Annotated in this window: 16 protein-coding genes and 1 pseudogene; 8 read left to right on the forward strand and 9 right to left on the reverse strand. The window is 42.9% G+C overall.

The window, feature by feature from the left end:
• Window positions 1–79: 79 nt before the first annotated feature.
• Together htpG and CDG79_RS08085 are read right to left on the reverse strand one after the other, a co-directional pair.
• Entirely contained in the window at window positions 80–2,068 is a 1,989-nt protein-coding gene (gene htpG, locus CDG79_RS08080) for a molecular chaperone HtpG (RefSeq protein ID WP_094341682.1), read from the reverse strand.
• Window positions 2,069–2,325: 257 nt separating this feature from the next.
• Window positions 2,326–2,964 carry a class I SAM-dependent methyltransferase gene (locus CDG79_RS08085; protein WP_094341683.1) on the reverse strand — a complete coding sequence of 213 codons (639 nt, stop codon included), beginning with the start codon at window positions 2,962–2,964 and terminating at the stop codon, window positions 2,326–2,328.
• A gap of 442 nt (window positions 2,965–3,406) precedes the next feature.
• Here CDG79_RS08085 and CDG79_RS40850 point away from each other — a divergent pair.
• Together CDG79_RS40850 and CDG79_RS42160 are read left to right on the forward strand one after the other, a co-directional pair.
• Window positions 3,407–3,526: pseudogene (locus CDG79_RS40850) on the forward strand (ATP-binding protein); the annotation flags it as partial.
• Between the two features lie 30 nt (window positions 3,527–3,556).
• Complete coding sequence (locus tag CDG79_RS42160) at window positions 3,557–3,859, forward strand: hypothetical protein (RefSeq protein ID WP_189524921.1); 303 nt, start codon at window positions 3,557–3,559, stop codon at window positions 3,857–3,859.
• A 108-nt stretch (window positions 3,860–3,967) separates the two neighbouring features.
• On the opposite strand, the gene clpB is transcribed toward CDG79_RS42160, so the two are convergent.
• A complete protein-coding gene (clpB, locus tag CDG79_RS08095) occupies window positions 3,968–6,610 on the reverse strand; it encodes an ATP-dependent chaperone ClpB (protein WP_094341684.1) in 2,643 nt (880 codons plus the stop codon).
• Between the two features lie 549 nt (window positions 6,611–7,159).
• Complete coding sequence (gene gloA, locus CDG79_RS08100; RefSeq protein WP_094341685.1) at window positions 7,160–7,579, reverse strand: lactoylglutathione lyase; 420 nt, start codon at window positions 7,577–7,579, stop codon at window positions 7,160–7,162.
• A 597-nt stretch (window positions 7,580–8,176) separates the two neighbouring features.
• Between gloA and eno the strand changes: the two genes are divergently transcribed.
• The gene (gene eno / locus CDG79_RS08105; RefSeq protein WP_094341686.1) at window positions 8,177–9,466 is read left to right on the forward strand and encodes a phosphopyruvate hydratase; all 1,290 of its coding nucleotides are present in this window, start codon (window positions 8,177–8,179) and stop codon (window positions 9,464–9,466) included.
• Between the two features lie 102 nt (window positions 9,467–9,568).
• On the opposite strand, the gene argC is transcribed toward eno, so the two are convergent.
• The gene (gene argC / locus CDG79_RS08110; protein WP_094341687.1) at window positions 9,569–10,627 is read right to left on the reverse strand and encodes an N-acetyl-gamma-glutamyl-phosphate reductase; all 1,059 of its coding nucleotides are present in this window, start codon (window positions 10,625–10,627) and stop codon (window positions 9,569–9,571) included.
• Between the two features lie 356 nt (window positions 10,628–10,983).
• Here argC and ribBA point away from each other — a divergent pair, with 356 nt between their 5' ends.
• Window positions 10,984–12,657 carry a bifunctional 3,4-dihydroxy-2-butanone-4-phosphate synthase/GTP cyclohydrolase II gene (ribBA, locus tag CDG79_RS08115; protein WP_094341688.1) on the forward strand — a complete coding sequence of 558 codons (1,674 nt, stop codon included), beginning with the start codon at window positions 10,984–10,986 and terminating at the stop codon, window positions 12,655–12,657.
• Between the two features lie 61 nt (window positions 12,658–12,718).
• Here the strand turns inward: ribBA and CDG79_RS08120 are convergent, their stop codons facing one another.
• The 4 genes from CDG79_RS08120 to CDG79_RS08140 all read right to left on the reverse strand — a co-directional run bounded on the left by CDG79_RS08120 (window position 12,719) and on the right by CDG79_RS08140 (window position 16,616).
• On the reverse strand, window positions 12,719–13,597 hold the full coding sequence (locus CDG79_RS08120; protein WP_094341689.1) for an N-acetylmuramoyl-L-alanine amidase: 879 nt from the start codon (window positions 13,595–13,597) through the stop codon (window positions 12,719–12,721).
• A 294-nt stretch (window positions 13,598–13,891) separates the two neighbouring features.
• Entirely contained in the window at window positions 13,892–14,821 is a 930-nt protein-coding gene (locus CDG79_RS08125) for a leucine-rich repeat domain-containing protein (protein WP_094341690.1), read from the reverse strand.
• Between the two features lie 561 nt (window positions 14,822–15,382).
• Window positions 15,383–15,805 (reverse strand): DUF488 domain-containing protein, encoded by a 423-nt coding sequence (locus tag CDG79_RS08135; protein ID WP_094341692.1) that lies wholly within the window; start codon window positions 15,803–15,805, stop codon window positions 15,383–15,385.
• A 31-nt stretch (window positions 15,806–15,836) separates the two neighbouring features.
• Window positions 15,837–16,616, reverse strand: coding sequence for a hypothetical protein (locus tag CDG79_RS08140; RefSeq protein WP_094341693.1), 780 nt, complete (start codon window positions 16,614–16,616; stop codon window positions 15,837–15,839).
• Between the two features lie 168 nt (window positions 16,617–16,784).
• Here CDG79_RS08140 and metH point away from each other — a divergent pair, with 168 nt between their 5' ends.
• The 4 genes from metH (at window position 16,785) to hpsA (ending at window position 26,431) form a co-directional block, all read left to right on the forward strand.
• Window positions 16,785–20,366 carry a methionine synthase gene (gene metH / locus CDG79_RS08145; protein ID WP_094341694.1) on the forward strand — a complete coding sequence of 1,194 codons (3,582 nt, stop codon included), beginning with the start codon at window positions 16,785–16,787 and terminating at the stop codon, window positions 20,364–20,366.
• Between the two features lie 253 nt (window positions 20,367–20,619).
• A complete protein-coding gene (locus CDG79_RS44750; RefSeq protein ID WP_262985782.1) occupies window positions 20,620–20,769 on the forward strand; it encodes an endonuclease domain-containing protein in 150 nt (49 codons plus the stop codon).
• Window positions 20,726–20,896 (forward strand): endonuclease domain-containing protein, encoded by a 171-nt coding sequence (locus tag CDG79_RS44755; protein ID WP_262985780.1) that lies wholly within the window; start codon window positions 20,726–20,728, stop codon window positions 20,894–20,896. Before CDG79_RS44750 ends, CDG79_RS44755 begins: the two co-directional genes overlap by 44 nt.
• A gap of 711 nt (window positions 20,897–21,607) precedes the next feature.
• Window positions 21,608–26,431 carry a hormogonium polysaccharide biosynthesis protein HpsA gene (gene hpsA, locus CDG79_RS08155; RefSeq protein WP_094341695.1) on the forward strand — a complete coding sequence of 1,608 codons (4,824 nt, stop codon included), beginning with the start codon at window positions 21,608–21,610 and terminating at the stop codon, window positions 26,429–26,431.
• The last annotated feature ends 7 nt before the right edge of the window (window positions 26,432–26,438 follow it).

A 26,438-nucleotide genomic window follows, 5' to 3' on the forward strand; every position in this document is an offset into this window, starting at 1 on the left:
GGGGAAGCAGGGGGAGCAGGGGGAGAAGAATTAACCAATTCCCAATTCCCAATTCCCAATTCCCAATGCCCAATTCCCACTATTTACTAGCTTGTTCCGTCAGCTTAGTGAGTACCTCATTCGATCGCTCGACGAAAGATTTCATTCCCTCAGCGTCAAATCCTTTCTGAGACATCAACGCTAAATCATAGACGTGTTGACAAATCAAGTTCACTAACTGATCGGTAGGCGATTGTCCGTCACCTTGGATAATACTACCTTGGTTAAGATTTGCCAGATTTTGAATGAGTGGATGAGCAGTATTCACCAGCAAAATGTGATCTTCGGGAAACTCTGCTGTCCCCTGCTGCATCATGGCATTCATTTCTCGCAGACGGCGAAGAATCTCTGGTAAAAGCACGATCGCAGGTGGTGTACCTTGAGGATCGTCTGATTTCAACGCTTCGGTACGGATGTTGAGTTTGGGTTTGTTGAGCGATTTCTCAAATAACTCTTTAATCGTCTCACTGCGGGTTTTGTTTGTGTTAGGATCGACAATTTCCTTATCTTTATCTTGTTCCAGCAGAGTATTATCTAAATCTGAGTCTACCCGCGTAAACTTGACATCCTGATATTCCCGCTCTAGGAAGTTGATAAAGTGGGTGTCGATAAAGGAGTCCATAAATAGGACTTCCAAACCTTGATTTTTGTGCAGTTCTATGTATGTAGATTGGGTTGTTTCATCGGTGCTGTAGAAAACCCGGTTTTCGTTGCGTTCTTTGTTGCGTTCTAAATACTCTTTGAGTGTGGTGTAAGGAGCAGTGGGTGTTGAGTTCTCAGCACTGGGTGAAGGAGTCACATCTTGCCAAGCATCCCCGTCTGAAGACTGGACTTCAACCACCGGAGTTTCAGCCGCAACTTTTTCTGTCAGCTTGGCGGTGGTGCGGAAGACGATGATATCTTCGATTTGTTTTTTGAATTTATCGTCGTTGAGAACGCCGAATTTGACAAAAGTACCAAGATCCTTCCAAGCACTGATGTATTGTTCGCGGTTATCGCGGAAAAGTTCTTTGAGGCGATCGCCTACTTTTTTGGCAATGTAGTCACCAATTCGCTTCACAGTGCGATCGCCTTGCAAAGCACTCCGCGATACGTTTAACGGAATATCGGTACTATCAATCACACCCCGCATCGGCATCAAAAATTGCGGGATAATTTCTTCGCAGTTGTCACTAACAAAAACTTGATTGCAAAATAGCTTGATCTGCCCTTTGGTAACATCTACATCCGGCCTCATTTTGGGGAAATACAAAATCCCGTTGATGATAAAGGGATAGTCTGTATTTAGATGCACCCACAACAAAGGTTCTTCCTGAAAAGGATACAGATAGCGGTAAAACTCTAAATAATCTTCTTTGCTCAGATTACTTGGAGACTCTCGCCACGGTGCTTTTTGCTTATTTACTACCTCACCGTCGAGTTTTATTGGTACTGGCAAAAAGTCGCAGTAGGTCTTGACAAGATTCTTAATCCGTGCAGACTCTAGAAATTCCTCCTCTTCTCCTTCCAAGCTAAGGGTAATAGTAGTACCGCGAGTTGTCCGGGACGAATCTTCCAGGGTGAAAGCTGGGGAACCATCGCAAGTCCAGTGAACCGCCTGCGCCCCTTCTTGGTAGGAAAGGGTATCGATTTCTACCTTTTGCGCCACCATGAAGGAAGAGTAGAAACCAAGACCGAAGTGCCCGATTATGGGTTGATCTGATTTGCCTTCATATTTATGAATAAATTCTTCAGCACTGGAGAAGGCAACCTGATTGATATATTTCTTAACTTCATCTGCGGTCATTCCGATACCGTTATCGGAGATGGATAGGGTTTTGTTATCTTTGTCAATGGCAAGTTCAATTTCCGGTTCGCCGATTTCTCCAGCGTAATCTCCGGCGCGGGATACCATTTTCAGCTTTTGGATGGCATCTACAGCGTTGGATACCAGTTCCCGCAAGAAGATTTGGTGATCTGAGTAGAGCGACTTCTTAATGATCGGGAAAATATTATCAGTATGAATACTGATAGTGCCTTGTTCTAGCATAATTGGTAATTTTCGATGTTAGTATCTGAAATGATGATAGCGGCTAATACAGCCTATCCCTCCGCTTTCCAGGATAAACCCGGAGAACACAGAAGGACATGATACCAATTAGGATTTTAAAAGAATAGCTTAGGCGATGTCTACTACGGGCTGCGCCTACGCACCTTTTTTGAGCATTGTTTGCCCCCATTCTCTGATTCGGATTTCCCTACTCCCAATTTTTAATGCAGGTTTATTAGCCTACTTGAGACTGTCATCTAAGTATTATTAGTTTTTTCCAGCACCAAAAAATAGTGATACGGATAAGTCGGATCGATAAATTCTTGCTTGATAGTTAAGCCAGCATTAGCAACAGAGTTTAAAATCCGCTCTTTGGGATATCCTTTCAAACCCATTTCCCAGTAATGCTCGTCACATACTGGCGTTGTACTCCAGAATTTTGGCACATTGAATAATAAATGCCTTGGTCTACCTGAGAAAGAGGTTTTGACCTGAAATGACAAGTATTGAGTGCAATAAGGAATCGAAATCACCAAAAATTTCTTTGTTGCTTCTGCCAGTTTTTTCAGCGCTTCTTCTGACTGTTCGTAAGGAAAGTGTTCCAGCACTTGAAACAGAGCGATCGCATCAAATTTATCTTTCGGTAAAGTAAAATCTGTGGTCAAATCCAAAATTATTTCTGGTTTAAGGTTGGGATCGACATCAGCAGTAGTGACATTGTATCCATTGTTCTTCAAGATGTCTGTTAACAGAGAATTAAAAATCCCAATTTCTAGAACGTTTTTTACCTGATTACCCAGCGAAAAAATTAGACGCAACTGGTGGTGATAACTAATCAGCCGATTTTTAGATAAATATTCCGAATTTCTAATATCTAACGAAGTGATAAGTTGCATAAACAATGCCTACCTAATCTGATGGACTGACAAATATAGTGGGTATACAACTACAGGATTCCCCGGAAAACAGTGAAAATAACAACACCTTGCCCCGACGATTGAAACAATACTGGTGATTTATTTTACTTTTTACTGATTTAGAGCTTACGCATAAGAGATCCCCCAACTCCCTTAAAAAAGGGGGGATTTCAAAAGCCACCTTTTTAAGGCTACGGTTTACACATAAGTCTTTTAGAGTTGTTTTATAGCATTTAGATCCTCCTAAATCCCCCTTAAAAAGGGGGACTTTGACTCCGGTTCCACCCCTTTTTAAGGGGGGTTAGGGGGGATCTAGGCTCCAGGTTTTGAATGCGTAAGTCCTGTAATTTCTTCTTTTGCCAAGCACCTCAATTCTCTATAATCTCCATTATTATCAGCAAGATTGCAATATTTTTTACCTATGGTTAATAGTTGTGACTTACTCGCAAAACTCTATAATGCCTTTAACCCCTTTGAACCCTTACCCGCAGGCGATCCAAAATATGTAGATTGTCAAGATGTGCGCGGAGATGCGGATATTAGCTAACCCATCTTCAGGAAATTAAATCAAATGTCAGAAAAGGTGCAAGAGCCAAAACATCTATCTTTCCAAAAAATTGCTAGCCTATCTTTGGCAGAAGGTCACAAAATACTAGAACCTTTTATCGCCGCCATAGCCGAATATTTTTTAAATGACCCGGAATTAACAGAATTCTCAGTTTTGGATTGTGAAGACTGGGAAAATGAGAATGAAAACATAATTCATGTGGAAGAACTTAAAAACATCCGTAACCATGATGCCTTTTTGAATGGCTATACATTAGAAGATGAAGGGCTTTATGAGGACTATGTAAATCAGAAGGGAAATGCTTAAAAGAAGTATGGGATTTGTATATTAAGCCTCAGTTTTAAGCAGCTTAAATTAAAAGCGATCGCACACAAATTACTAAATATAAATTCATGTAGCGATCGCCTTCTCTGACTATGTAGCAATCTGTGGTACTGACACCTTCACTGGGACTTTTTTGCTAAAAGACAGACCATTTTCATTTTTGTCAATGATAATCGTGTCTCCAGAGATAAAAGTGTTCTCCAATAACTTGGTGGCGAGAGGGTTTTCTACTTCTCGCTGAATTGCGCGTTTGAGTGGACGCGCACCATAAACTGGGTCATAGCCTGATTCGACAAGGTGATCGCAAGCTGCTTGAGATATCTCAAAGAAGATTTTTTGCTCTCGCAGGAGATTTTCTACCCGCTTGAGTTGAATACGGATGATATGCCGCAGTTCCGTGCGGCTGAGGGCATGGAAGAGAATAATATCATCAAGGCGGGTGAGAAATTCTGGGCGGAAATGCGATCGCAAGGCTTCCATAACCCTAACCCGCATCGTTTCATATTTGGAATCATCACCAGATACATCCAAAATATGTTCGCTACCTATGTTACTGGTCATCACAATAACGCTGTTACGAAAATCTACCGTTCTTCCTTGAGAGTCAGTAATTCTCCCATCATCTAATACCTGCAACAAAATATTGAACACATCGGGGTGTGCCTTTTCGACTTCATCCAGCAGCACCACTGAGTAGGGACGGCGGCGAACCGCCTCGGAAAGTTGACCGCCTTCTTCATAGCCTACGTATCCTGGAGGCGCACCCACTAACCGAGAAACTGAGTGTTTTTCCATATACTCAGACATATCCAAGCGCACCAAGGCATCATCAGAATCAAAGAGAAACTGAGCTAAAGCACGGGCGAGTTCGGTTTTGCCCACTCCTGTGGGGCCCATGAACAAAAATGAACCAATGGGACGCGAGGGATCTTTCATCCCCGCACGGGCGCGGCGAATCGCTGCTGATACCGCTTCTACAGCCTCTTCTTGCCCTATGACTCGTTGATGCAAATGACTTTCTAGTTGCAGCAATTTTTGCCGTTCTGATTCCAATAGGCGATTGACGGGGATTCCTGTCCATTTGGCGACGATTTCGGCAATATCGGCTTCGGTGACTTGTTCTCGCAGCAACGTGGAACCTTGGTTTTGAATTTCTAAAAGACTGGCTTCTTTGGCTTCGCGTTCGTGCTGTACTCCTTCCAATTTGCCATACTTCAGTTGAGCAGCTTTATTGAGGTCATAAGCACGTTCCGCTTGTTCAATTTGCACTCGCAGCGCATCCTCTTCTTTCTTTAAGGCGCTTATTGCCTCTAATATCTGCTTTTCACCTTGCCATTGCTCGTTAAATACTTGCTGTTTTTCGGTCAAATTAGCGATTTCTTGCTCAATTCGCTGCAAACGTTCTTTCGTTTGGGGAGTACCCTTTTCTTCGCCAGCTAATGACAGCTTTTCCATTTCTAACTGCATGAGGCGGCGATCGATGGTTTCCAATTCTGCTGGTTTTGAGGTAATCTCCATTTTCAACTGGGCTGCGGCTTCATCTACCAAATCGATGGCTTTATCTGGTAAGAAGCGATCGCTAATATAACGTGCTGACAGGGTTGCTGCTGCTACCAAAGCCGAATCAGAAATTTTGACATTATGATGCACTTCATAACGTTCTTTCAACCCCCGCAGAATGGAAATAGTATTTTCCACACTTGGCTGATCGACAAATACTTGCTGAAAGCGGCGTTCTAGGGCAGCATCTTTCTCAATGTGTTTGCGGAACTCATCGAGGGTAGTTGCACCAATGCAACGCAGTTCTCCCCGCGCCAGCATTGGTTTGAGCAAATTTCCGGCATCCATTGCCCCTTGTTGGCTGGAACCTGTGCCGACTACGGTATGTAGTTCGTCGATAAACAGGACAATTTGGCCGTTAGAGTCCATAACTTCCTTGAGGACAGCTTTCAGACGTTCTTCAAATTCTCCTCGCAATTTTGCCCCAGCAATTAAACTACCGATGTCTAAAGAAATGAGTTGGCGGTTTTTTAGAGATTCGGGAACGTCACCGTTTACCATCCGTTGTGCTAAAGCTTCTGCGATCGCAGTTTTACCTACTCCAGGTTCACCAATCAATACGGGGTTATTTTTGCTCCGACGAGACAATACTTGAATTACCCGCCGAATTTCGTCATCCCGCCCAATTACCGGGTCGAGTTTTCCAGCTTTTGCCTGTTCTGTCAAATCTCTACCAAATTTTTGTAAGGCTTCATAGCGGGATTCTGGCGTTTGATCTGTCACCTTTTGGCTACCGCGAACGGTTTTGATGGCGGCTTCTAGTTTAGCTGCATCCGCACTAAAGCCTTTGAGTAGCCTTCGGCCAATGCGATCGTCTTCAGCAAAGGCTAAGAGTATGTGTTCTACAGAAATGTAAGAGTCTTTCATCCTGACTCTAGCTTCCTCGGCTCGGTCTAGTAAAACATCTAAACTACGGCTAAGATAAAGCTGATCGCTTTTACCAACTTTGGGCTGACGTTGGATAAAGGCTTCTAGCTGCTGTTGAAAGCGAATTGGATCGACCTCAGATCGAGCCAGAATGCGTATTGCTAAACTGGTGGGTTCTTCTAACAGGGCAATAATTAAATGTTCAACATCTAGTTGCTGTTGTTGATAAGCACGAACTATATCCTGAGATTTAACAATTGCTTCCCAGGCTTTATCAGTAAATTTATTTGGATCTGTAGGTTGCATCTTTATAATTTTGGAATTTTGATTTTTAGTTTAGGGATTGGGGGTTGGGTATTGGGTATTGGAAAAACTCTTCCCCAGTCCCTAATTATCCAGACATTCTCAGAGGATATCCGCGTGTATCTCCGGTGGCAATTTAGGATTGGTAATTTGGTGATAGTTTAATCTACTACCTATTTCCTAATTTAAAACGAAAACACTGTTCTGAGCGGACTTTGCCAGATGGTGTTATTGGAGCGATGTCTATGACGGGCTATGAAGCTCTCTTCGAGACGCTGTTCGCGATCGCTATCGGTGTCGCTTTTAGTGTTGCTGATACTAATAGGATTTACGCAAAGGATATCCCCTAACCCGCCTAAAAAGGGGAGGCAAAAAGGGAAAAGTCTCGCGCATTAGGGTTTATCGGCACGAAACGCCAGTGTGCGGGAAAAATCAATCGACCCGCGTCTGGTTCAACTTTCCAAGACATCGGTGGGTATTTTCCTACAGTTTTATTGCCTTCAACACAGAAGCGCTACATATTCTTAATTATAAGAATTACTGACTCACAAGTTACTCTTGTGATTCCTGTTTGGCTGGCGATCCTTGAGTTCCCAGTTGAATCAGTTCAATTTTATACCCATCTGGATCTTCCACAAAAGCAATTACTGTCGAACCATGTTTCATCGCCCCTGGTTCGCGCACGACTTTACCACCCTGATTGCGGATTTCCTCACAGGTAGCGTAAATATCATCAACCCCAAGGGCAATGTGACCGTAAGCATTACCCAATTCGTACTTTTCCACGCCCCAGTTGTAGGTTAGTTCGATTACCGCGTTGTCGCTTTCGTCACCATAGCCCACAAACGCTAGGGTAAATTCTCCCCCTGGATAATCTTTTCGGCGGAGTAATTTCATTCCCAGAAGTTCACAGTAGAACTTTAAGGATTCTTCCAGGTTGCCCACTCGCAGCATTGTATGTAGTAATCGCATATTGACCTTTTCTCTCTAGTTGATTTAGTGTTATTCTCTGCCAACATTTTACAGAAGTTGCCAGAGGCGATCGCATTTGGACAAAATTCAAAATTGTTCAGCTTCAGCAAAGGCAGGGTTTTTGCCGGATAAAGAAAACCGAGTTCTTAATTTTGGATAAAGTTGAGCTTAGGGACTTCCAAGAAATAAATTATCCAAATAAACGTAGACGCGGAGCGGCTTGCCGCAGGCTACCACTCCAGACGCAGAGAACACAGAGGAATAAGGAGGAGAGAGTTTTTTTTTAAGTATTTTTTTATTTGGAAGTCCCTTAGAGGATGTTTTAAAAGCTCAACTGTCGAGTAAAAAGGCTCAACTGCCGAGTAAAAAGGCTCAACTGCCGAGTAAAAAGGCTCGTAATGAATAGAAGACTCACCTTGACAGCGCTAATCTTCAATCCCTAATCTCAATCCTTGGGCAAAGCGCTTTAACCCAATGACTGGAAATATTCTTTAATCTCAGCCTATAAAGCTTCCTAAACGCCTATGCTAGCGATTGGGTTAGCCACTAAAATATATCGGCGCTAAGAACGCAATCGAAGTAAAGGACTAAGTACAGATGAGTAACATTCTAGATACTGCAATTGAAGCGATCGCAGCCCGTGAAATTCTTGATTCACGCGGTAGACCGACAATTGAAGCCGAAGTGCATTTAGCCAACGGTGTTGTCGGACTAGCCCAGGTTCCCAGTGGTGCTTCCACGGGCAGTTTTGAAGCCCACGAACTGCGTGATGGCGATAAAAGCCGTTATGGGGGCAAAGGTGTACTCAAGGCAGTACAAAATGTCAGAGAAGCACTTGCGCCAAAATTGTTAGGCTTGGATGCCCTCAACCAAGAACTACTAGACCGCACAATGATCGCTATAGATGGTTCTCCGAACAAATCCAATTTGGGGGCGAATGCGATTTTAGGGGTTTCCCTAGCGGCAGCCAAAGCAGGTGCTGAATCTCTAGATATTCCTCTATATCGCTATTTGGGTGGCCCTTTAGCGAATTTGCTCCCAGTGCCGTTGATGAACGTGATTAACGGTGGCGCACACGCATCAAACAACGTCGATTTTCAAGAGTTTATGATTGTCCCAATTGGCGCAACTTCCTTCCGGGAAGCGTTGCGCTGGGGTGCAGAGGTGTTTGCTACCCTCAGCCAGGTGTTGGATGAAAAGGGTTTGCTGACTGGTGTAGGCGATGAAGGCGGTTTTGCCCCTAACCTAGAATCTAATCAGGTGGCTTTAGAATTGCTAGTTGCTGCCATTAAGAAAGCTGGTTATAAGCCAGGGGAAGAAGTAGCTTTGGCTTTGGATGTGGCAGCTAGCGAATTTTACAAGAATGGTCAGTATGTTTACGATGGTAAACCTCACGCCCCGGCTGAGTTTATTGATTACTTAGGACAACTTGTTGACCAATATCCAATTGTGTCAATTGAGGATGGTTTACATGAGGAAGATTGGCAAAGTTGGCAATTGCTCACCCAAAAGTTAGGTTCGCGGGTGCAATTGGTAGGGGATGACTTATTTGTGACCAACGTTACTCGTTTACAAAGAGGCATCCAGGAAAAAGCCGCTAATGCTATTTTGATTAAACTCAATCAAATTGGTTCTCTCACCGAAACCTTAGAAACGATTGATTTGGCAACTCGCAACAGCATTCGTTCAGTAATTAGCCATCGTTCTGGTGAAACCGAAGACACAACGATCGCTGATTTAGCTGTAGCAACCCGTGCCGGTCAAATCAAAACAGGTTCCCTCTGTCGCAGCGAACGGGTAGCAAAATACAATCGCTTGCTGCGAATAGAAGATGAATTAGGCGATCGCGCCGTTTATGCTGGTGCTATCGGTTTAGGGCCGAAGTAGGGAGTAGGGACTGGGGACTAGGGACTGGGGACTAGGGACTGGGGACTGGGGACTAGGGATTGAGAGTAGAATTCTTCCCAATTCCCAATTCCCAATTCCCCATTAAGGATAAAACCCCAACTTGGGCAACCCCAGAGTTTCATCCCAGCCCATCATCAGGTTTAGACATTGAATCGCTTGACCCGCTTGCCCTTTAATTAGATTGTCAATTGCCGACATGACAATCACACGACCTGTGCGCGGGTCAACTTCTACACCGATGTAACAAAGATTGCTGCCGTTAGCCCACTTAGTTTGGGGGTAAATGCCGCTACCGCAGACTTTTACCCAAGGAGAGTTGCGGTAGAAGGCTGAGAAAATTGTGGTTAAGTCTTCTCGCACTAGACCGGGATCGCTCAGTGTGGCATATACCGTGGCCAAAATTCCGCGTACCATTGGTACAAGGTGCGGTGTAAATTGAATCATGAGTTCGTGACCAGCTAAGTCACTGCAAATTTGCTCAATTTCTGGGGTGTGGCGGTGACGGCCGATATTGAAAGCTGCAATGGAATTATCTGCTTCAGCTAACAATAAGTTGGTTTGAGGTTGCCTTCCACTGCTAGATGTGCCAGCTTTGGCATCGATAATAGCTGTTTCTGGTAAGATTAAGCCTTGCTTTAAGAGTGGCGAAAGTGCAAGGAGACTAGCAGTGGGATAGGAACCAGGACAGCCAATGAGTTGAGCTTCGGCAATGCGATCGCGATAAAGTTCTGGTAATCCATAAACTGCTGTAGCTGCAATGGTGCGATCGCTTCTTTCAATACCATACCAATTTGTATAAGTTGTCAAATCATGGAACCGATAATCTGCACTCAAATCTAGTACTTTACATCCTTTTTCTAATAGTTTGGGCGCGATTTGGCAAGCCAGACCATTTGGTAAAGACAAGAAAACTACTTCACAGCGATGAGCAATTATTTCTGGTTCTACCGCTTCTATGAGCAAGTTAGTTGCATGAGCCAGATGCGGGTACAAATCCCCGAAAGATTTCCCGATACTACTCTCACCGCCTAAATAAACCAGTTCGACTTCTGGATGATCCATCAGTAGCCGTACTAACTGTACTCCGCCATAGCCCGACGCGCCAACAATCCCAACGGGTACGCGTCTAAATTTGCCCATGATCTGAAATCCTTATCCCATGAATGATTAATTCGTTCTCAGCTATCAACAATATCAGCGACTAGACTCACAGCGTACAAAACTTCTATTACCCCTCTACTTTATTTTGAGGAGTAGGGAGAGATGAGAGAGAAAAGCACAAGAAGAAATAAATTTTTAGCATTACTTCCTCATCCCCCTCATCCTCCTCATCCCTCGATCCTTTCCTGTATTGCAATATATCCTCATTTTTAATGGCAGAAACTTTTGCTCCGTTATCAAATCATTGCTAGTCTACTTCTCTGCCTTATAAAGGAGCTACAATCTAAAAGAAGAAATTGTAAAAAAAATTTACGTTGGTAGCTGGAAATCTATCTGTGTCACAGCCTAATACTACCCAAGCTTTTAAATTTGATTCGATTGATGCCGCTTTAGCAGACCTAAAAGCTGGTCGTGTAATTGTAGTGGTAGATGATGAAAATAGAGAAAATGAAGGCGACTTAATTTGTGCCGCCCAATTTGCCACACCCGACACGATTAATTTCATGGCGGTGGAAGCTAGAGGGCTGATTTGTTTGGCAATGACAGGCGATCGCTTAGACGAGCTAGACTTACCTTTGATGGTAAGCAACATTACAGATACTAACCAAACTGCCTTCACTGTCAGCATTGATGCTGGGCCAGAATTGGGTGTCAGCACTGGCATCTCAGCCGAAGACCGCGCCCGCACTATCCAGGTTACTCTCAATCCAGCTACAAAACCTACCGATTTACGTCGTCCCGGTCATATTTTCCCGATTCGGGCGAAAGCTGGAGGTGTACTCAAACGCGCAGGACATACAGAAGCGGCTGTAGACTTATCTCGATTGGCAGGGCTATATCCAGCCGGAGTAATTTGTGAAATTCAAAACCCCGATGGTTCAATGGCGCGGTTGCAGCAGTTAGTTGAATATGCCAAACGTCACAATTTAAAAATAATTAGTATTGCGGATTTAATCAGCTATCGCCTAAAGCACGATCGCCTAGTCTATCGGGAAGTTGTTACCAAGCTGCCTAGTCAATTCGGCCAGTTTGAAATTTACGCCTATCGCCATACCTTAGACAATACAGAACACGTTGCAATTGTCAAGGGAGATCCAGCTAACTTCAAAGATGAGCCAGTAATGGTGCGGATGCACTCAGAATGCTTAACTGGTGATGCTTTGGGATCTTTGCGCTGCGACTGTCGGATGCAGTTACAAGCCGCACTGAAAATGATTGAGGCGGCTGGTCAAGGTGTAGTTGTATACCTGCGTCAAGAAGGGAGAGGAATCGGCTTGATTAACAAGCTGAAAGCCTACTCATTGCAGGATATGGGACTGGATACAGTAGAAGCAAATGAGCGTTTAGGATTTCCGGCTGACTTGCGAGACTACGGGATGGGCGCACAAATGCTCATGGATTTGGGCATCAAAAAGATACGTTTGATTACCAATAATCCCCGTAAAATTGCTGGAGTTAAGGGCTATGGGTTGGAAGTAGTCGATCGCGTGCCATTGTTGATTGAGGCAAATGACTACAATTCTTATTACCTGGCGACAAAGGCGAAAAAGCTGGGTCATCTGCTGTTACAAACTTATCTGGTGACAGTAGCAATCCATTGGCAAGATGACCCAGAAGCTGCAACAGAACGTTATGAACGCTTAGAGAAACTGCGACATTTAGCGAAAAGTAACGATCTATTGTTGCAAGAAGAAGCGCGTCCGTTAGCGATCGCTATATTTGACGAGCCATCTTTAACAGTCCACTTGGGTTTCGATCAAGCAAAAGTTGCTAGCTCTGATTGGTATCAACAAAGTGGTCATCCTTATATACACGCTATATTCCAAATTTTGGATAACCTCGCAACCTTGCCATACATCCAAAAACTAGAATTTCTGATTTCCTCTGGTTGCGATCCCTTAAGTAATTTACAAGTGCAACTAGATCGTCAGACATTCCCCGATGGTACACTGCCTTCATCAATTAGCGATCGCCTAGAAAAGCAGCAAATCTATAGCTTTAGCAAATAGCTTAGTTCAATAAATTTTGTCGGGTGTGTTATCGCGTAGCGTAACGCACCTTACGAATAAATTATTTATTTACTCTATAAATAGGTCTAACCTGACGATAAGTATTAAGTAAGTTCAGAAATTTATTCCCATCAAAATTTATCGGGTCAACTTTTTTCCCAGAACGGTCTACTAAATGGTGCGTAGTGATGCGATCGTCTGGGACTTGACTTTGAGCAACTAACCAAGCAAGAGAATGATATTGAGCTTCGCTGTAGCCGCTATGGGTTTGTTGACTGCTAGCGTCATAACTATCTGGCGGTGTTTCTAAAGAAACGTGATAAGCAAAATTATTCACAGACGCGGGTAAAGTCGGATTAGTCTGCACAGTTTCCACTCCTTGAGAACCATCAAACACAGAGTTAGCTGCACCAAAAGCCCGCTTTTCTGGTGGTACTAGATAAACCACTGTTCCGTCTAACTTGACTAAAGCGTGGTAACTTGCTTGCACACTTTCATCAGTATGGGCTACTTGAAAAAAATTAACGGCGCTAGAAGCAGAATAACCAGTTTCATGGAGGACGATAATTGGTTGGTTGTGGAGAGTTACGCCATTGACATCTTGGGCGTACCGTTCACCATAGTTACTTGGATCGACTGAAGCAACTTGATAACTAGGTCTGTAGCGTGCAAAAGCTTGAGTGGTTATATACCTTGCTACAGGCTGGTTAGTCTTGACTGGGGACTTGATAGCATTTTGAAATTTCTTCTCTGGCTCTTTCGCTGATTGGAATTGCGCCTGGGGATATTGACTGAAAGCTGTAACCTGTGGATTGGATGCACGGGATATTGTCGGATTGTTGTGTAATTTTGTCGCTCGTCCAATTAGCAGCACTACAATTAGAGTGGCGAACATCAGCCAGATTAGTAGTACCCTAGTCACCCAGTCTGTAAACTTCATTTTTCTAATACCCGTAAAACGGTAGATATTAATTTATAGCTAAACTGGCGTGTCAGTTGTAGAGGCGCATTTCTGTAAACCCCTACCGCTTATGGTATCCAAATAATAATCGCTATAATACCTTAATTCTAGTTAAATATACCTTGATAATCCCTGCAATAGTGCTGTTAAAAGCTATTTAATTTCAATGCCGTGGGTAGTGGATTGGTGCGTGTGAAAGTCTTCATCGTGTAGCGCTCTTAATGATGTTTTACCTACAACCCCTTCACCAACTACTGGCAGTTTAGAAAGATATTATCCTTTAGCTTCTAACCTGGCTCGAAGATAGTTCAAAATCGCCTGCGTTCCCTGCTCAACAATTTCAGGCGGTGGCGAGCTTAATTGTGGATTGTTATTCACGGATAGGCTTGTCAAGTATGAGAGTTGGCTGATTTCTGGCGGCAGACTGCTAAGTTGATTACAAGAGAGGTCTAGCCATATTAAGTTTGAGAGTTGGCTGATTTCTGGCGGCAGACTGCTAAGTTGATTGCCAGGGAGGTCTAGCCATTCCAAGTTTGAGAGTTGGCTGATTTCTGGCGGTAGACTGCTAAGTTGATTACAAGAGAGGTCTAGCCATATTAATTTGGAGAGTTGGCAGATTTCTGGCGGTAGGCTGCTGAATTGATTACCAGAGAGAAATAGCTCAGTCAAGTTGGAAAGTTGGTTGATTTCTGGCGGTAGGTTGCTGAGTTGATTTTCATTGAGGAATAGCTCAGTCAAGTTGGAAAGTTGGCTGATTTCTGGCGACAGGCTGCTGAGTTGATTTTGATTGAGGTTTAGCCATGTCAAGTTGTAGAGTTGGCTGATTCCTGGCGGTAGGCTGCTGAATTGATTACCAGAGAGGGATAGCTCAGTCAAGTTTGAGAGTTGGCTGATTTCTGGCGGCAGCCTGCTGAATTGATTGTTCTCAAGGGATAGCTCAGTCAAGTTTGAGAGTCGGCTGATTTCTGGTGGCAGGCTGCTGAGTTGATTTTTATCGAGGTATAGGTGAGTCAAGTTTGAGAGTTGGCTGATTTCTGGTGGCAGACTGCTGAGTTGATTGTTAAAGAGGGATAGTTCAGTCAAGTTGGAGAGTTGGCTGATTTCTGGTGGCAGACTACTGAGTTGATTGTGATTGAGGTTTAGCACCGTTGCCTTTTCCCTGGCAGCTTTTTCTATAATTTGCAACAGTTCTTCGTTTGTCATCAGCAAACCTCACCAACTCTGTAGCGATATTTACCAGCTTAGTGTATCGCAGGTTATGGGGAGTGAAGCTAGATTAATGTGTTCTATCTGCGTAGAAAGGGCTGTAATGTTTAAATTAGCAGGGTGCGTAGGACGCAGTACTTGCCGTAGGCGATCATCTGACAATAACATTCACTCATTAATGGAGTTCAAAGTCTCATTAATGGAGTTCAAAGACTCATTAATGGAGTTCAAAGCCTCATTAATGGAGCTAAAAGACTCATTAATGGAGTTCAAAGACTCGTTAACGGAGCTAAAAGACTCATTAACGGAGCTAAAAGACTCATTAACGGAGCTAAAAGACTCATTAACGGAGCTAAAAGACTCATTAATGGAGCTAAAAGACTTGTTGAGTCTCAGGCTTATCAGGATTGGGTAAGCCCTGAAAATGATATTTACGACGAAGTATTTGCTGATGAACTTACAGCGCGGTGATGTTGTCTTGTGTCGAGTCCCCATGCCTTCAACCGGATTGGCACAGTTTAAAGTTCGCCCTGCAAGTATTAAAGAAATTGTAGTTTACTACTCTAAATGCTTAACAGGCATTGATACCAGTTTTCCTAAGCAATGAGCAACTTCTTTCCGATGACAGCGATTCGGGTTCATTTCAGCACACAACAGTAAAACATTACCCGTTTGAGCAATTTGTGCAATTTCATGTAGAGCTATATCTGCTTCTTCTTGATTTACTGGAATCCAATTTTCTTTACCAGATGTGTTACCTAAAGCGGTTTTAGAAATATACTCAATATTATTTAATTCACAGAATAGTTTAATTTTGTCGCCGTACCATTTACGACTCCAAGCACGAGGAACCATCCTCACATCAACAACACATTCCACATCAAACTTTTGCAGGTATTCCAAGAAGGCATCGTAGTCTTTGCGATTGCCATATCCAAAAGTAAGTATACATCTTGTTTTAGCAATATCTTTAACTTTCATTTTTAATTCCTGGAACAATCAAGTTTAAATATTAGATTTTTATTAATGGTGGATAAAATATCCCAATAATCATAAAGCTATTTTTATGAGTTTTTAGGTTTCCCATGATAAAGTATAAATCTTTTTTGTTTAAAAAATCGTCTTCTAGTTTCTGGCGTACTTTTTCTAAAGCCTCCTTTTCTTTATTGTCCATACTTGTTTCATTTGACCTATCTCTACAATTTCTATAAAGTTGTTGATTTTCCCAATCGCTTATTGTACAACGATGCTTATCTCCATCTTGAGAAATAAATTCGTAACCAAAATTGTAAGGGATTTTATCTAACTGCACTGAAGGCTCAAACAAGTCTAGTTGATCCAAGATTCCTTGTTGTTTTGGGTTCCATTCTCGTTCTGTTTCGTTACAGAAGTATTTTTTTATAGTTTGTGGTTTGATAATATTGAGAGACTTACCTTGTTCTTTAATCTCCCGAATAGATTTGAATTCTAGTGGCAGAACCAAGGCTTTTCGCTCTTCCCAGTTTTTGCGAGGATCAATTTTTCGTATTACTTCTATCGAAGAATCATCTATACGAAAACTTTCTTCTCTATAATCTTTGTCATTTCTTTCTATTTTAGCACTTATAATTGACCATCTTGGATAACGTTGATCAAAATCTAATTGACGAAACCGAATTGGATAAATGCGAATCCACTGAACTGGTTGATCGTCTTCATCTAACAAAACTCCTGCTGTACAGACTGTTTCTTGATATTTGGTGCTAATTGAAGGGTATGTTTTAGTTGCAATTAAAATTTTCCTTCTTTCCATACAACAACCTCTATATGAACTAGCTAATTAAGTGATATTATAGACACATTACTATTTTAAGTATGGTATCAAAATTTTCCATTATATACTGGCGAAACTCTCAAAATTTGGGAAAATAATAAAGTAAGTCGAATATTATACGACTAACCCAAATTATTCTCGGAAAATATGACTCATCCTTTCCTTGAACGCCTGCGTAGTCCAGATAGCCCAGTCCTCGTTTTCGACGGGGCGATGGGAACCAATTTACAAACCCAAAACCTGACTGCTGAAGACTTCGGCGGCGCACAGTATGAAGGTTGTAACGAATACTTAGTCCACACGAACCCCGAAGCTGTGGCTAAGGTTCACCGCGACTTTCTCGCTGCTGGTGCTGATGTCATTGAAACCGATACCTTTGGCAGTACGTCTCTGGTGCTGGCAGAATATGACTTGGCAGATCAAGCCTATTACCTCACCAAGACAGCCGCAGAATTAGCCAAGCGTGTGGCTGCGGAATTTTCCACGCCAGAAAAACCCCGGTTTGTGGCAGGTTCCATCGGCCCCACAACTAAACTCCCTACCTTGGGACATATTGACTTTGACACCATGAAAGCGACTTTTGCTGAACAAGCAGAAGCGCTGTGGGATGGTGGTGTCGATTTATTTCTGGTGGAGACTTGCCAAGATGTGCTGCAAATTAAGGCGGCGCTGAATGGAATTGAAGAAGTATTTGCTAAAAAAGGCGATCGCAGACCGTTGATGGTTTCTGTGACAATGGAAAGCATGGGCACAATGTTGGTTGGTTCAGAAATCAGCGCTGTGCTGACAATTTTGGCACCTTATCCAATTGATATTCTCGGTTTAAACTGCGCCACTGGCCCAGACTTGATGAAACCACATATCAAGTATCTGGCAGAACATTCACCTTTCATCGTTTCCTGTATTCCCAACGCGGGTTTACCTGAAAACGTCGGCGGTCAAGCGCACTACCGCCTGACACCGTTGGAATTACGGATGTCATTGATGCATTTTGTTGAAGATTTGGGTGTCCAAGTGATCGGGGGTTGCTGTGGGACGCGTCCAGAACACATTCAACAATTGGCAGAACTCGCTAAAGACCTGAAGCCAAAAGTTAGACAACCAAGTTTAGAACCAGCAGCAGCATCAATTTACACCACTCAACCCTACGATCAAGATAATTCCTTCTTGATTGTTGGCGAACGTCTTAACGCCAGTGGTTCCAAAAAGTGCCGCGATTTGCTAAATGCGGAAGATTGGGATGGACTGGTTTCAATGGCGAGGGCGCAAGTCAAAGAAGGCGCACACATCCTCGATGTCAACGTCGATTATGTCGGACGCGACGGCGTGCAAGATATGCACGAATTAGTTTCGCGCATTGTTAATAATGTCACACTGCCCTTAATGCTTGACTCCACCGAATGGGAAAAGATGGAGGCGGGTTTAAAGGTTGCCGGTGGTAAGTGTTTGCTGAACTCCACCAACTACGAAGATGGGGAACCGCGCTTTTTAAAGGTCTTGGAGTTAGCGAAAAAATACGGTGCTGGGATAGTCATTGGTACTATCGATGAAGATGGGATGGCGCGAACAGCAGACAAAAAGTTTGCGATCGCACAACGCGCTTACCGTCAAGCTGTAGAATATGGCATACCTCCCACCGAAATATTCTTTGATACCCTCGCGTTACCCATTTCCACCGGGATTGAAGAAGACCGAGAAAACGGTAAAGCTACCATTGAATCCATCCAGCGGATTCGTGAAGGATTGCCTGGATGTCATGTGATTTTGGGTGTTTCCAATATTTCCTTTGGTTTAAATCCAGCCTCGCGGATGGTGCTGAACTCGGTGTTTTTGCACGAGGCGACAACGGCGGGAATGGATGCAGCCATTGTCAGCGCTAACAAAATTTTACCCCTTGCGAAGATTGACGCACGCCATCAAGAAATTTGTCGGCAGTTGATTTATGACGAGCGCAAATTTGAGGGTAACGTCTGCGTTTACGATCCCTTGGGTGAGCTTACCACAGCGTTTGCTGGGGTGACAACTAAGCGCGATCGCTCTTTAGATGAAAGTCTCCCCATCCCCGAACGTCTCAAACGCCACATCATCGACGGCGAACGCATTGGCTTAGAAGAACATCTGAAAAAAGCCTTAGAAGAACATCCCCCCTTAGAAATTATCAACACCTTCCTGCTAGATGGGATGAAAGTTGTCGGGGAATTATTCGGTTCTGGACAAATGCAACTACCCTTCGTTTTGCAATCTGCGGAAACCATGAAGGCGGCAGTGGCGTTTTTAGAACCTTTCATGGAAGTGTCAGAATCAGGCAACAATGCGAAGGGAACCTTTATCATTGCCACAGTCAAAGGCGATGTCCACGACATTGGTAAAAACTTGGTAGATATCATCTTATCCAACAACGGCTACAAGGTGATTAACCTGGGAATTAAGCAGCCAGTAGAAAACATCATCAACGCTTACGAACAGTACAAACCTGATTGTATTGCCATGAGTGGTTTGCTGGTGAAATCCACCGCCTTCATGAAAGAGAATTTGGAGGTATTCAACGAAAAGGGAATTAGTGTCCCCGTAATTTTAGGAGGTGCGGCGTTGACTCCCAAGTTTGTCTATGAAGATTGCCAAAAAACCTATAAAGGTAAAGTTGTTTATGGCAAAGATGCCTTTTCTGACTTGCACTTCATGGATAAATTAATGCCAGCAAAAGCTGCTGATAACTGGCAAGATTTGCAAGGATTTTTGAACGAAGTCGAAACGGCTGAAGTTTCGACAAATGGTCACAAAGAATCAGTAACTACAACTGCTAAGGAAACTGTATCTGCTGAACCAAAAGAAGTAGATACGCGGCGTTCTGATGCTGTGGCGATAGATATTGAACGTCCCACACCGCCTTTCTGGGGAACGAAGTTGTTGCAGCCTAATGATATTCCCATTGAGGAAATATTCTGGCACTTGGATTTACAAGCTTTGATTGCTGGACAGTGGCAATTCCGCAAACCAAAGGAACAATCTAAGGAAGAATATCAAGCTTTCTTAGCTGAGAAAGTTTACCCAGTTTTAGAAACTTGGAAACAGCGAATTATTGAAGAGAATCTGTTACATCCGCAGGTGATTTACGGATATTTCCCTTGTCAAGCCGAGGGGAATTCTCTACATATATATGACCCAGAGAACCAATCACAACAGATTGCAACTTTCGAGTTTCCCAGACAGAAGTCGTTAAGGCGGCTGTGCATAGCAGATTTCTTTGCACCGAAGGAATCGGGAATTATTGATGTCTTCCCGATGCAGGCGGTGACTGTAGGGGAGATTGCCACAGAGTTCGCCCAAAAGCTGTTTGCTGCCAATCAATACACCGATTATCTGTATTTCCACGGCATGGCGGTGCAGGTGGCGGAAGCTGTGGCTGAATGGACACACGCCAGAATTCGCCGGGAGTTAGGTTTTACTGCTGATAGCGTTCGCGTAGCGTCTCGTAGAGAAGCGGTAGCGAGTAATCGAGCGTCTGAACCCGATAATATTCGGGATATATTGGCACAACGCTATCGTGGCTCGCGGTATAGTTTTGGGTATCCAGCTTGTCCAAATATCCAAGACCAATACAAGCAACTGGAATTATTGCAGACTGATAGAATTAACTTGTATATGGATGAAAGTGAACAACTTTATCCAGAACAATCTACCACTGCGATTATTGCTTACCACCCAGTAGCAAAATACTTTAGTGCCTAACCCATATCCCCTCTCCTTAATAAGGAGAGGGGTGCCCGAAAGGCGGGTTGAGGTTATTGTATTGTGGGCAATTCAAGGTTGGATAAACATTTAGAGTTAGCGCTTGACCTCACCCTACCCCTCTCCTTACTAAGGAGAGGGGACTAGAATTAGAAATAGAAATGACTCAACCTTATAACAAAAATTGTGAAATAAAAAAAGGCGACAATTACGCCAAAATATAATAAAAGCCGAGAAACTTGTTTGGGATAAAATAAGAGATAGGCAACTTAAAAACTGCAAATTTCGCAGGCAATATAGTGTAGATAAGTTTATTATAGATTTTTATAGTTCTGAATTGAAGTTAGCTATAGAAATTGATGGCGAAAGCTATTTACAAAAAGGTACTGCTGAATACGATTAAAGCAAGACAAGATTTTATTGAATCAGCAGGAATTAAGTTTATTAGATTTACGAATAATGATGTATACGCTAATTTGTCTGGCGTGCTGGAAAGTATTGCTCAAAATATACGAAATTTAAGAGGATAGTAGTTGAACCTGACCCCCAGCCCATCTTCTTATTAAGGCTACTGTGTACATAGAAGTAGAAGTCATCAAATTACCAAAAATATTGATAAACCTCACTCTGCCCTATCTTTAAATCCCTCTCCTTACTAAGGAGAGGGACAGGTTTTGCATAGCAAAACCAGGGTGAGGTATCTCACGGGCTATGCGATAAATCGTAAATTGCGTCACCAAAGACTTGTGTACACACCGTAGATTAACGAGACGCGAGTATTTGCGTCAGCAAATACGGGCTGAGGTTTCGACACTATTGCACCGAAGTTAGAACCCCTATATCTGATTATTTTGCACCCATTTGCACCCAACTGATATCTTTCATTTAACAGTTGGGTATTATAAGCTTACTCTGTAACATCTTCATAAATTTGCCTTTAGATAAAATACATTTCCGCAAATTCACTGTAAAGCTATGTTCTTACTATTCGTCAGTCTTGAATTAAATAATTCTCAAAAAATCAGTATTTCCCGAATAAAATGAACAATTCATAAATGATATAACTTGAAGAAATTAAATTGTTTTTTGTTGTAGCTACTTTCTTTTAAAGTTAGTCTAATAACATGTACTAGTTCAATAAATACAGCTTAAAATTATGCCTGCACAAAGACTTTCTATACATAGTCCAAGAGCCTAAAAAATAGAAAATCCGCTACAAAGCACTTTAGAGGGAAGCAGATATGTCTCGAAAATTTCAACTACTCAAGGCAATTCAAAAAACCTTACAACAAATTAGGAAGCAGTTTATCTCAACAATTAACAAGCAAATAATTTGGCTACTACGGACTTTTTTTGGTACTCGAAGAAGACGCGGGTCGGAAAATGCTGGGTTTTTATTGCCCACAGTGGCAATGGTATTAATAGTAGTTGTATTATTGACTGCTGCCATTTTATTTAGGTCTTTTGAACGCTCCAAAAATGCCAGTAATGTCCGAGTCAATGAGGCTGTGTTAAATGCCGCAGCACCAGCCCTTGACAGAGCTAGAGCAAAATTAAACAAACTATTTGCTGACGGACGACTGCCACGAGCCGTACCTTCAGATACAGTTTTAGAGAGTACTTTAGCATCAAGTACTAATTTGAGTGAATATACTTTAGGAGACGAAACTCCACTAAAACTGCATTATGCTTATCCAACTGTACCAACAGGAGAAAGTCAGCCAACAGATTTGTCAACTGCATGGATGTTCCCAATTGATACAAATAACAATGGAAAATTTGACAGCTATACTCTTTATGGAATCTACTTCCGAACTCCGCCTATAACTAGTGGCACATACAGCCGCCCTAGAAATCCTCTAGAGGCGAGAACTCCGCCCATGACTGCTGGTAGTGTAAGCAACGGTTGTAAAAATAGTGTGGGAACAAGTGCTGCTTTGGTGGGGAGTACAGGCTGGGTTAGTATTGGTGGTAAACTCCAAAAAAGCTTTTTTGTTTATACTGCTAATGTTCCCATCACTAACCCACCAACTGGTACTGATGCAGCTAATTACGAAGCTTTCACCGGGAATAAAGGTTTTTCAGGTTTAGAATATCAACAAGACCGTGTACAACTACCGCTAGTTAATAATGCGGTGGTTTATAACGATGATATAGAACTTACCCCTGGTACCGCATTTAACCTAAATGGACGGATATTGACTAATAGTAACTTCCTGGCTGGTAGCAATAATGTGAGACTTTATCAGGTTAGTAGTCCAAATTCCTGTTTCTATAATGAGGACAATTCCAAAATTGTTGTAGGTGGCAATTTAGCATCTGGTGGTTTCACTGGTAATGCAAGTAACGGTACTCAAGTGGATTTATTCAAAGGGCAAGGAACTGCTCCTACCCAAAATGGTGATACTAACACCGACAAATCTATTACTACTGACACATCGAATAATATTGCCTACAATAGCCTAGCTTATGCACAGCGGATCAATTTCTTGGTGCAAGCACAGATGGCTAATGCTCCATCTACCGATCCACAGGATGTCACAGATGGCATTACACAGCAACTACAACTATTAAATCTAACTACAGCTACTGCCAGTGCAGCGCAACAATCCACTATCCGTAATAACCAGTTAGTACTTTACTTTCAAGACCGTACCCGCCGTGTACCCTATGCTGAAGTTCCTTTTGGTGGAAATGCAATACAATATCCTCCTCCTGGGACTACTTCTGCTAGTGGTACAAATTATACGACTAGTACAGTCTTCCCAGTAACTGGCGCACTGCGTCCACCAGACCCTTGGGTGTATCCCTTTGCTACTAGTGATGGTAAAACTAAAACTAATTATTCCAATTTAACACTGAATATACCTACTACTGATACTACTACCCTACTACCTAAAGCTACAGAACCAACAAAGCAACAAACACTAGGTAAAGAACAATACGTTGGCGATCGCATTTTGCTTGGCAATAACCTACCTGCATTGTGGTGGAACGGAACAACATTTGTTGGTTCAGATACTACCACAGATACCCAAAATATTACAGGTATTGTCTGGAGCCCTCCTGATTTATCAGCACCGACAGTTGCCTCTACTGTAACTCGTACTCGCAGCAGTCGTGTACAGCAACTAGCTGATTTAGGAACTGTTGACCGAGATGGAGATTGGGAATCATCATCTGCTAAAGTTCCAACTACTCCCGACGAGCCTGTGGGTGGCTTGCGGGTAGTCACTGGTGCAGGAATTTATTTACCCAGTGGTTCGATTGCTAGTAGTGCTAGCTTTAGCGGTAGCCGAATCTGGTCAGATATGATGCCAGTTCCTTCGGGAACAGCTACCGTTGCAACAAGCGTTGATGCTAGAGGTGTAATAGGCGGTTTTGACTACTTAACAATCCAAGTACCATCAAATCAAGCATATTTACGGATGCGGGCTACAGCAGTCTATCACTACAAAGCGAGTGGCTACAATGCGGCAACCCCAACACCAATTGCTTGTATAAGTAGTTACTATGATCCGACTAATAGTACTACGGCTCATAACCTCAATAGTCTTCCGTCTGTGACAGGTTTTATCTATGATAAAGCTACAAATGGTTTATCCAACAATGGTATTGTCTACGGAGCTCCAACAAGGGGTGTTTCTGACTATTCAACTTTACTAACTTACCAAGGTAATTTAAGGTATCCCAATGGGCGGTTGGTAAATCCAGTACTGAACAGCGCTATGGCACTAGTCGCCGCCTCTGGGACACTTACAATCTCACAGCAGTCTGCTATTGATGCTTCTATTTGTGCCATCCAAATATTAGATGGTAGTATCTCTCCAAGTAATAGCATCATCCCTCACGGTGCAATTTACGAAACTGCTTTTTTAGATGCCAGACAGATTAAGGCAATTCATAAAGATGTAACACTTGGTGTAGAAACATTCACCAATGCTGATGGTGTAGCTGGAGATGGAACTGGGACAACAATAGCAAACGTACCAAATCCATCTGCTGGTTCTTCGGCTCCAGACTATGAACTCGCCAAAGAAACCCGCCAACCTCTGGAGATTCGCGCCACTGTATTAGATCTTAATCTGTTGCGGACAACAACTTATGGCAGTAGCACTGGTACTGGCATAACAGCAACACAAGAATACTTACTGCCCAATAGCGGTATTATTTACGCTACTCGTGATGATGCACTGCCAGATTTGAGTTATCCTGCTGGAATTTTAGCAAGTGATACAGCGACACAAAAACAAACAAAAATAGATACTCAAAAATCACAAAGCCCTGTAGACTTCAAACTTGACCCAACTCGCCGTCCCAACGCCATTATGTTAATCAATGGCAACCCACTCTGGCGTGGGACTACTCAGGCTTATAGAGATGTAGAAAAAGGCTTGATTCTAGCTTCTAATTTGCCTGTATATATTCAAGGCGACTTTAATAAACATACTGAACAAGAGTTTACAGACGCTACAAGTACTGCTTTTTACGATCGCAGTACCCTTAATACAAAGTTTGCTTGTCGTACTGGAGACCCTAGACTACCAAGCTGCGGCACTGGGGATGACTGGCGACCTGCCAGTGTGCTGTCAGATGCGATTACACTTCTTTCTAGTAACTTCCAAAGGGGCTACCGTAGCGATGGAGACTATGACCTGAATAATAACTTGGGGAATCAGAGTTCCATTACCGCATTTCAGAACAATGGGTTTGCTAGCAACAACAGTAATATCGTCAATGCAGCTTGGTATGGTAGTGACAGCTATCCCCTTGCCAGTAAAAGTAGTTCTTACCTCAATAACTTTGTTACACCCATCCAGCGAAGGATAATTGATACAAGTAATTTAAAACCAGAATATTTAATGGAAGTATGTCCGAAACTACCTGTTTCAGCTTGCGATCCGGCTACTGATTGGTGGGTAACACTACCCAGTGATGTTGCTGCATATCCATTAGGTCTAAAAGCGTCGGATGTTACTGCTACTGCTGGTCCTCCTGACACTAGACAGACTTTTTCTCTGACTACCCATTTAGCAGGTACAACAGCACAATCACAATCACCAACTAATCCCGATCCTAAATATACGAAATATCTGAGATATCCTCGGCGTGTTGCCTTTCTCCGTGGGACATTAACAAATCCTGTAACAAGAGGAATACTTCCAACACTTCCAACACTTCCAACAATTTATACAAATGGAGAGCTAGCGCTTGATTCCAATAATAAACCAACCATTATAGGTATCAAGGGCGGGAAAATAACTTCATTTCCAATCAGTACTTTTAATAGTAGTAGTCCAGATCCCGCAGCCAATGCTCTATGGTTCAAATCAGGCAACAGTCTCACTACTCCCCCAACATTTTCAACAACAACATTTATTACTAATACAACAGCCCAACCAATTTTATTGCCAGTGTTACAAATTAACGTTGCTTTCAGCACTACTGATGAGGGAGCATCACCATCAGGACAGAATAACCTAATGGGCCCTGGCAATCAACAGGGTAGTTACTGGATGCAATGGGCAACACCTACCACCTTTAACTTAGTCGCAGCAGGAGGGGACACACCAGCTCGCCCTACAGAAGATAATGGTGGTCTACACAACTTTGTACGCTTCTTAGAAAATTGGAACCCAACGACCAACTCAACAAGCCTCGGTGTCCAAACAGGCAATAATAGCGACACCAATCTAGCTTATGCAGCTACAATTAACGGTTCTTTTATCCAAAGAACTCGTAGTGCCTATGCTACTGCACCATTTGTAGCATATTTATCTACTGGATCATCTATCACAGCATATCCGATCGCTAATTCTGGTGGTCAAGTACCTTTTTACCTAGCTCCCAAGCGGCTGTGGGGTTATGATGTCGGCTTATTATCGCAATCACCAGACGCATTTTCGCAAAAGTTAGCGATAACGCCAAATAACAAACCCAATGAGTATTTCCGGGAAGTTGGTCGAGATGATTCATGGATGCAAACGTTGTTGTGTGCCAAAAAAGCCTCAGATAGTGGTTATATCGTCGATACCACTCAACGTCCTACTACCTGTTCATCATAAAATTTCA

The sequence above is a fragment of the Nostoc sp. 'Peltigera membranacea cyanobiont' 232 genome, from assembly GCF_002245985.1.
Classification (GTDB): Bacteria; Cyanobacteriota; Cyanobacteriia; order Cyanobacteriales; family Nostocaceae; genus Nostoc.

Excerpts from the sequence above, each read along its gene's own strand:
- htpG (WP_094341682.1), bottom strand. The coding sequence starts at position 2,068 with ATGCTAGAACAAGGCACTATCAGTATTCATACTGATAATATTTTCCCG.
- CDG79_RS08085 (WP_094341683.1), bottom strand. The coding sequence starts at position 2,964 with ATGCAACTTATCACTTCGTTAGATATTAGAAATTCGGAATATTTATCT.
- CDG79_RS42160 (WP_189524921.1), top strand. The coding sequence starts at position 3,557 with ATGTCAGAAAAGGTGCAAGAGCCAAAACATCTATCTTTCCAAAAAATT.
- clpB (WP_094341684.1), bottom strand. The coding sequence starts at position 6,610 with ATGCAACCTACAGATCCAAATAAATTTACTGATAAAGCCTGGGAAGCA.
- gloA (WP_094341685.1), bottom strand. The coding sequence starts at position 7,579 with ATGCGATTACTACATACAATGCTGCGAGTGGGCAACCTGGAAGAATCC.
- eno (WP_094341686.1), top strand. The coding sequence starts at position 8,177 with ATGAGTAACATTCTAGATACTGCAATTGAAGCGATCGCAGCCCGTGAA.
- argC (WP_094341687.1), bottom strand. The coding sequence starts at position 10,627 with ATGGGCAAATTTAGACGCGTACCCGTTGGGATTGTTGGCGCGTCGGGC.
- CDG79_RS08120 (WP_094341689.1), bottom strand. The coding sequence starts at position 13,597 with ATGAAGTTTACAGACTGGGTGACTAGGGTACTACTAATCTGGCTGATG.
- CDG79_RS08125 (WP_094341690.1), bottom strand. The coding sequence starts at position 14,821 with ATGACAAACGAAGAACTGTTGCAAATTATAGAAAAAGCTGCCAGGGAA.
- CDG79_RS08135 (WP_094341692.1), bottom strand. The coding sequence starts at position 15,805 with ATGAAAGTTAAAGATATTGCTAAAACAAGATGTATACTTACTTTTGGA.
- CDG79_RS08140 (WP_094341693.1), bottom strand. The coding sequence starts at position 16,616 with ATGGAAAGAAGGAAAATTTTAATTGCAACTAAAACATACCCTTCAATT.
- metH (WP_094341694.1), top strand. The coding sequence starts at position 16,785 with ATGACTCATCCTTTCCTTGAACGCCTGCGTAGTCCAGATAGCCCAGTC.
- CDG79_RS44755 (WP_262985780.1), top strand. The coding sequence starts at position 20,726 with ATGGCGAAAGCTATTTACAAAAAGGTACTGCTGAATACGATTAAAGCA.
- hpsA (WP_094341695.1), top strand. The coding sequence starts at position 21,608 with ATGTCTCGAAAATTTCAACTACTCAAGGCAATTCAAAAAACCTTACAA.